Here is a 6,557-nt window from a genome sequence, read left to right on the forward strand (position 1 = left end):
CGGTGCCCCCGGTCCGCCGCCCCGGGCGCAAGCCGGGCGAACCGCGGGTCGCCTTCCTCGGTGACTCCGTCGCCTGGTCCCTCGGCAGCTACCTGCCGGAGCAGCAGAAACTGGCGGTCAGCGTGCGGGCGGTGCAGGGCTGCGGCATCGCCCGCCTGCCCGAGCTGCGCTACATCGGCGAGCCGCATCCCAACTACCCGGGCTGCGAGCACTGGGACGCCCGCTGGCAACGGGGCGTACGCGCCGACGACCCCGACGTGGCGGTGATCCTGCTGGACCGCTGGGAGCTGATGGACCGCAAGCTGGACGGCCGCTGGCAGCACGTCGGCGACCCGGCGTTCGACCGGTACCTGACCGAGGAGCTGGACCGGGCCATCGAGATCGCAGCCAGCCGCGGGGCTCACGTCACGCTGCTGACCGCGCCGTACACCCGGCGGGCCGAGCGGCCGGACGGCGGGCTGTGGCCGGAGGACGACGCCGAGCGGGTGGACGCGTGGAACCGGCTGCTGCGGGCGGCCGCCGACCGGCACCGGGCGACGGTGCTCGACCTGAACCGGCGGGTCTGCCCGGACGGCCGGTTCACCTGGGACGCTGGCGGGGTGCGGGTACGCAGCGACGGCCTGCACTTCACCCCGGAGGGCGTGCAGCAGTGGATCGCCCCGTGGCTGCTGCCGCAGCTCTACCGACTGGCGCTGCAGGGGGCGTGACCGGACGAGCGGCCAGGGGTCGTGCGAGCACCACGGGCGGCCCCTCAAGCGGGGAGGGCGGTGGCCTCCTCGGCCTCCACCTGGGCGTTCCAGTCGGCCTTGGTGGAGCGCCAGCCCTCGTCGGTCATGCCGCGCCGCCAGTAGCCGGAGATGGAGAGCGCCTCCCGGGGCACCCCGCGCTCGACCCGCAGCAGCCGGCGCAGCTCCTTCACGAAGGTGGCCTCACCGTGCACGAACGCGTGCACCGCCCCGGGCGGGAAGTCCAGCGCCCGGACCGCCTCGACCAGCGCCTCGCCCACCGGGCGGCCGGCCCGGTGCAGCCAGATCAGCTCCACCGCGCCGGGGCTGGGCAGCGGCAGCTCGTCGGCCGGGCCCTCGACCTCGACGAAGACCTTCGCGGGTGCGCCGACGGGCAGCCGCTCCAGGGCGGCGGCGACCGCCGGCAGGGCGCTCTCGTCCCCGACCAGCAGATGCCAGTCGGCGGTCGGGCTCGGGGCGTACGCGCCGCCCGGGCCGGTGAAGAGCACCTCGTCGCCGGGGCGCAGCGCGGCGGCCCACGGGCCGGCCAGGCCCTCGTCGCCGTGGTGCACCACCTCGACGGTCAGCTCCCCGGCCGCGGCGTCCCAGGCGCGCACGGTGTACGCCCGCAGCCGCGGCCACTGCTCGCGCGGCAGTTCGCGCTTGATCGTGGCCAGCTCCACCGGGTGGGGGTAGACCACGCCGGCCGGCGGGAAGACGAACTTGATGTAGTGGTCGGTGTAGGCGCCCACCGGCAGCCCGGTCAGCTCCTCGCCGCCGAGCACCAGCCGGATCAGGTGCGGGGTGGGCCGCTCGGTCCGCAGGACCTTCGCGGCGGTGACCTTCTTCGGGCGCTCCGTCATGCTGCTTAGGCTAGCCTCAGTCGCCGCCGGTCCCCCACCGGCCGTCGCCCGGAAGGCCGGAGAGCCCGGCCGGTCGATCGAACGCCGACCCGCCCCGCAGCAGACGCCCGTGCCAGGCCAGCGCGGCGGGGTCGGTGAGCGAGGCGACCTGGTCGATCACCACCCGCAGCCGGGCGGCGTCGTCCGAGGCGTCCCGCCACAACGGCGCGAAGAGCGGGTCGAGCGCGTCCGGGGCCCGGTCGAGCAGGACGGCCACCAGCTCAGCGAGGATCTCCCGCTGGCTGGCGTATCGGGGGCCGGCACCCGGGCGGCGCATCACGTAGCGCAGCGCGATGCCCTTGAGCAGCGCGCACTGGGCCCGGATGCGCCGGGGCACCACCAGGTCGGCGGCGTAGCGGCGGTGCGGGCCGGAACCGAAGCGTTCCTGGGTGGCGGCCACCACCGTCGAGACGAACCGGCCGGTGAGCACGCTGGTGGTGGTCTTCAACGCGGCCTGCGCCCGGTGGCTGCCGTCATACGCGGCGAGCGGGGCGAGCACCGGGTCGGCGAGCAGGTCGACCAGCACCCCGCCGAGGTCCTGCGGGGACTCCCCGGAGTACGTCGCGGCCACGTCCGCGCAGAGGGCCCGCCGCTCGTCGGCGTCCTCCAGCAGCGGGCGGAGGCTGACGTACCCGCCGTGGATGCCGTCCTCCACGTCGTGCACCGAGTACGCCACGTCGTCGGCCCAGTCCATCACCTGCGCCTCGAGGCAGCGGCGGCCGTCGGGCGGGGCGCCGGCGCGCAGCCAGTCGAAGACCGGGCGGTCGTCGGCGTACACGCCGAACTTGCGCCGGCCGGGGCGGCGCGGCCAGGGGTACTTGGTGACCGCGTCGAGCGAGGCGCGGGTCAGGTTGAGCCCGGCGGAGCGGCCGTCCGGGGCGAGCACCTTCGCCTCCAGCCGGGTGAGCACGCGCAGTGTCTGGCCGTTGCCCTCGAAGCCGCCGCAGTCGGCGGCCAGCAGGTCCAGCGCGTCCTCACCGTTGTGCCCGAACGGCGGGTGCCCCAGGTCGTGGGCCAGCCCGGCGGTGTCCACCACGTCCGGGTCGCAGCCCAGCCGGGCACCCATCTCGCGGGCGACCTGCGCCACCTCCAGCGAGTGGGTCAGCCGGGTACGCAGGAAGTCGTCGGTGCCCGCGGTGTGCACCTGGGTCTTCGCGGCGAGCCGGCGGAAACCCGCGGAGTGCAGCACCCGGGCCCGGTCCCGCTCGTACGGCGACCGCCCGTACCCGGTGTCCTTCGGCGCCTCCTCGACCAGGCGCGCGGCGTCCGCCGCGTCGTCGGGGCGGCGCTCCGCCGGGCCCACACTCAACCGCTATCCCCGCCCACGAAGCACGCAGAACTCGTTGCCCTCGGGGTCGCTCAGCACGGTCCACCCGACGTCGCCCTGCCCGACGTCGACGTGCCTTGCGCCCATGTCGACCAGGCGCTCCACCTCGGCCTCCTGGTCGGCCGGGCGCAGGTCGATGTGCAGCCGGTTCTTGCCCTCCTTGGGCGTGGTGACCGGGACGAACACGATGCCCGGCAGCTCGTCCGGCGCGCGGCGGATCTCCACCTCGTCCGGCTTGTCGCTGATCACCTGGTAGCCGAGCGCCTCGGCCCACCAGTGGGCGAGCCGGGACGGGTCCTGGGCGTCGACCGTCAGGTTCTCCCAGACGCTGGTCATGCGGCCACCCTTCCTGATCTACGCGTGCACGGGCGAGCCCAGGTTACGCCCGGCTGAACCGATCGGCGCGCCGGACAAAAGCGGGGCCGCCGACGTAAGCGCCGACGGCCCCAGGTTCGTCACGCGCGTCAGCGGGAGTCGGAGCCGGTGGTCTCCAGCACGGCGCGGCCGGCCTCCAGCCGGGCCACCGGCACCCGGAACGGCGAACAGGAGACGTAGTCCAGGCCCACCTCGTGGAAGAAGTGCACCGAGTCCGGGTCACCGCCGTGCTCGCCGCAGACGCCGAGCTTGAGGTCGGGGCGGGCCGCCCGGCCCTCCTCGGCGGCGATCCGGACCAGCCGGCCGACGCCCTCCCGGTCGATCGACTCGAACGGCGAGATGCCGAAGATGCCCAGCTCCAGGTAGCGCCAGAAGAACGCCCCCTCGACGTCGTCGCGGGAGAAGCCCCAGCCCATCTGGGTCAGGTCGTTGGTGCCGAAGGAGAAGAACTGCGCCGCCTCGGCGATCTGACCGGCGGTCAGCGCCGCCCGGGGCACCTCGATCATGGTGCCGATCAGCACCTCGACACCGCTGTCGCCGACCACCTCGGCGATGACCTTCTCGGCCTCGGCGCGTACGGTCTCCAGCTCCTGCACGGCGCCGACCAGCGGGACCATGATCTCCGGGCAGGCCGACCCGCCGGCGCGGGTGACCGCGACCGCCGCCTCGGCGATCGCCCGGACCTGCATGGCGAAGAGCCCGGGGATGACCAGGCCCAGGCGGACGCCGCGCAGGCCGAGCATCGGGTTCTCCTCGTGCATCCGCCGGACGGCGGCGAGCAGCGCCTCCTCCTTGGCCACGTCCTCGCCGCGCTCCTGAGCAACCGCGACGTTGACCGCGAGCTGCTCCAGCGGGGGCAGGAACTCGTGCAGCGGCGGGTCGATCAGCCGCACGGTCACCGGCAGGCCGTCCATCTCGCGGAAGATCTCGATGAAGTCCTCCCGCTGCAGCGGCAGCAGCGCGTCCAGCGCGGCCTCCCGCTCCTCGTCGGTGTTGGCGAGGATCAGCCGCTCGACCAACTCCCGCCGGTCGCCGAGGAACATGTGCTCGGTGCGGCACAGCCCGATGCCCTCGGCGCCGAAGCGCCGGGCCCGGGCGGCGTCCGCGCCGGTGTCGGCGTTCGTCCGGACCCGCAGCCGTCGCTTGGCGTCGGCGTGGGTCATGATCCGGTGTACGGCCCGGACCAGCGGGTTGTCGATGTGCTCGGGGTCGAGGCTGCCCTCGAAGTACTGCACCACCTCGGACGGCATGACCGGCACCTCACCGAGGTAGACCTTGCCGGTGGTGCCGTCGATGGAGACGATGTCGCCCTCGCTGACGGTCTGCCCGGCGACGGTGAACTTCTTCGCCGGGATGTTGACGTCGAGCTCGTCGGCACCGGAGACACAGGTCTTGCCCATGCCGCGGGCGACCACCGCGGCGTGGCTGGTCTTGCCGCCCCGCGAGGTCAGGATGCCCTTGGCGGCGATCATGCCGTTGAGGTCGTCAGGGTTGGTCTCGCGGCGGACCAGGATCACCGACTCACCCTCGGCGGCCAGCTCGACGGCGCGGGCGGAGGTGAAGACCACCTTGCCGACGGCGGCACCCGGGGACGCCCCGATGCCCTTGGCCACCGGCTCGAAGTCGTGGTCGAGCTTGAACCGCGGGAACATGAGCTGGGCGAGCTGCGCCCCGTTGACCCGGTGCAGCGCCTCGTCGAGGTCGATCAGGCCCTCGTCGACGAGCTGGCCGGCGATGACGAACGCGGCAGCCGCGGTCCGCTTGCCGACCCGGGTCTGCAGCATCCAGAGCTTGCCACGCTCGATGGTGAACTCGATGTCGCAGAGGTCCTTGTAGTGCTCCTCGAGCCGGGCCATGATGCCGAGCAGCTCGTCGTAGGAATTCTTGTCGAGCTTCTCCAGCTCCTGCAGCGGCACCGTGTTGCGGATGCCGGCCACCACGTCCTCGCCCTGGGCGTTGGCCAGGTAGTCGCCGTAGATGCCCTGCGCACCGCTGCCCGGGTCGCGGGTGAAGGCGACGCCGGTGCCCGAGTCGGGGCCGAGGTTGCCGAAGACCATGGCGACCACGTTGACCGCGGTGCCGAGGTCGGCCGGGATCCGCTCCTGGCGGCGGTACAGAATCGCTCGCTCGGCGTTCCACGACTCGAAGACCGCGCGGATGGCCAGGTCGAGCTGCTCGCGGGGCTCCTGCGGGAACTCCCGCCCGGTGTGCTTGGCGAAGATCTTCTTGTACGCGTCGACGAGCCCGCGCAGATCGTCCGCGTCGAGGTCCAGGTCGTTCTTCGTACCCTTGGCCCGCTTGGCCTCGTCGAGCGCGTGCTCGAACTCCTCGCCCGGCACCTCACAGACGGTTTTGCCGAACATCTGGATCAGCCGCCGGTACGAGTCCCAGGCGAACCGGTCGTTCCCGCCGGCCTGCCTGCTGAGCCCCACCACGCTGCGGTCGTTGAGGCCGACGTTGAGAACCGTCTCCATCATGCCCGGCATCGAGAACTTGGCGCCGGAGCGAACCGACACCAGCAGCGGGTCGTCCGGGTCGCCGAGCTTGCGCCCCATGCCGCGCTCCAGCGACTCCAGGTGCGCCGCGATCTGGTCGGCCAGCCCGTCCGGCTCCTGGCCGGTGTTCAGGTACGCGTTGCAGGCCTCGGTGGTGATGGTGAAGCCGGGCGGGACCGGCAGGCCGAGATTGGTCATCTCGGCCAGGTTGGCCCCCTTGCCGCCGAGCAGGTCCTTGAGGTCCTTGTTGCCCTCGGCGAAGTCGTAGACGTACTTGTGCTCGACCGTCTCTTGCGCTGCCACCAGAGCCTCCCACGCGCGCCATTGACACTTAACGAAGGTTCAGTCTGCTGATACCCCGGGGCCGACCGCCGGTAATCCCGGCGTCGTCAGCGATCGGTGGGCGAAGGTTAAGCGAACATCGAGGGGGCCGGGACCGTTCGTGACAATCGGCACAACCGTCACCACTATCCGCGTCCGTACCGGTCTTTGGGAACGCTTCCACGAGCACGATCACGCAATTCCGCCGACCCCCGTACCCTTGACAGCACTCGTTCTGCGGAACCTGACCTTTGCCATATCCCTCGCAAATACACCCCGGAGCCGTCGCCGTGCCGACCATCCCTTCCACCAGCTCCGAGACCGGCCCCGAGCCGGCCGGCGCTACGGCCCTGCCTGGCCACCAGCCGTCGGCGGCCGACCTGGCCCGCGCGGCCGCCCGGGCGCTCGGCGT

Annotated in this window: 5 protein-coding genes; 1 reads left to right on the plus strand and 4 read right to left on the minus strand. The window is 72.7% G+C overall.

Annotated features, from left to right (window positions below; translation table 11 throughout):
• The coding region (locus DKL51_RS34990; protein ID WP_260428563.1) for a DUF459 domain-containing protein at positions 1 to 707 on the plus strand (707 nt) is incomplete at its 5' end.
• Between the two features lie 44 nt (positions 708 to 751).
• On the opposite strand, the gene DKL51_RS16600 is transcribed toward DKL51_RS34990, so the two are convergent.
• The 4 genes from DKL51_RS16600 to ppdK all read right to left on the minus strand — a co-directional run bounded on the left by DKL51_RS16600 (position 752) and on the right by ppdK (position 6,127).
• Entirely contained in the window at positions 752 to 1,588 is an 837-nt protein-coding gene (locus DKL51_RS16600; protein WP_109943267.1) for a siderophore-interacting protein, read from the minus strand.
• A gap of 16 nt (positions 1,589 to 1,604) precedes the next feature.
• Positions 1,605 to 2,936 carry a deoxyguanosinetriphosphate triphosphohydrolase gene (locus tag DKL51_RS16605; protein WP_423790641.1) on the minus strand — a complete coding sequence of 444 codons (1,332 nt, stop codon included), beginning with the start codon at positions 2,934 to 2,936 and terminating at the stop codon, positions 1,605 to 1,607.
• A 3-nt stretch (positions 2,937 to 2,939) separates the two neighbouring features.
• Positions 2,940 to 3,290 carry a VOC family protein gene (locus tag DKL51_RS16610; protein WP_109943265.1) on the minus strand — a complete coding sequence of 117 codons (351 nt, stop codon included), beginning with the start codon at positions 3,288 to 3,290 and terminating at the stop codon, positions 2,940 to 2,942.
• Positions 3,291 to 3,418: 128 nt separating this feature from the next.
• Positions 3,419 to 6,127 (minus strand): pyruvate, phosphate dikinase, encoded by a 2,709-nt coding sequence (ppdK, locus tag DKL51_RS16615; protein ID WP_109943264.1) that lies wholly within the window; start codon positions 6,125 to 6,127, stop codon positions 3,419 to 3,421.
• Positions 6,128 to 6,557: the final 430 nt, after the last annotated feature.

The sequence above is a fragment of the Micromonospora globispora genome (assembly GCF_003857015.1).
Lineage (GTDB): Bacteria > Actinomycetota > Actinomycetes > Mycobacteriales > Micromonosporaceae > Micromonospora > Micromonospora globispora.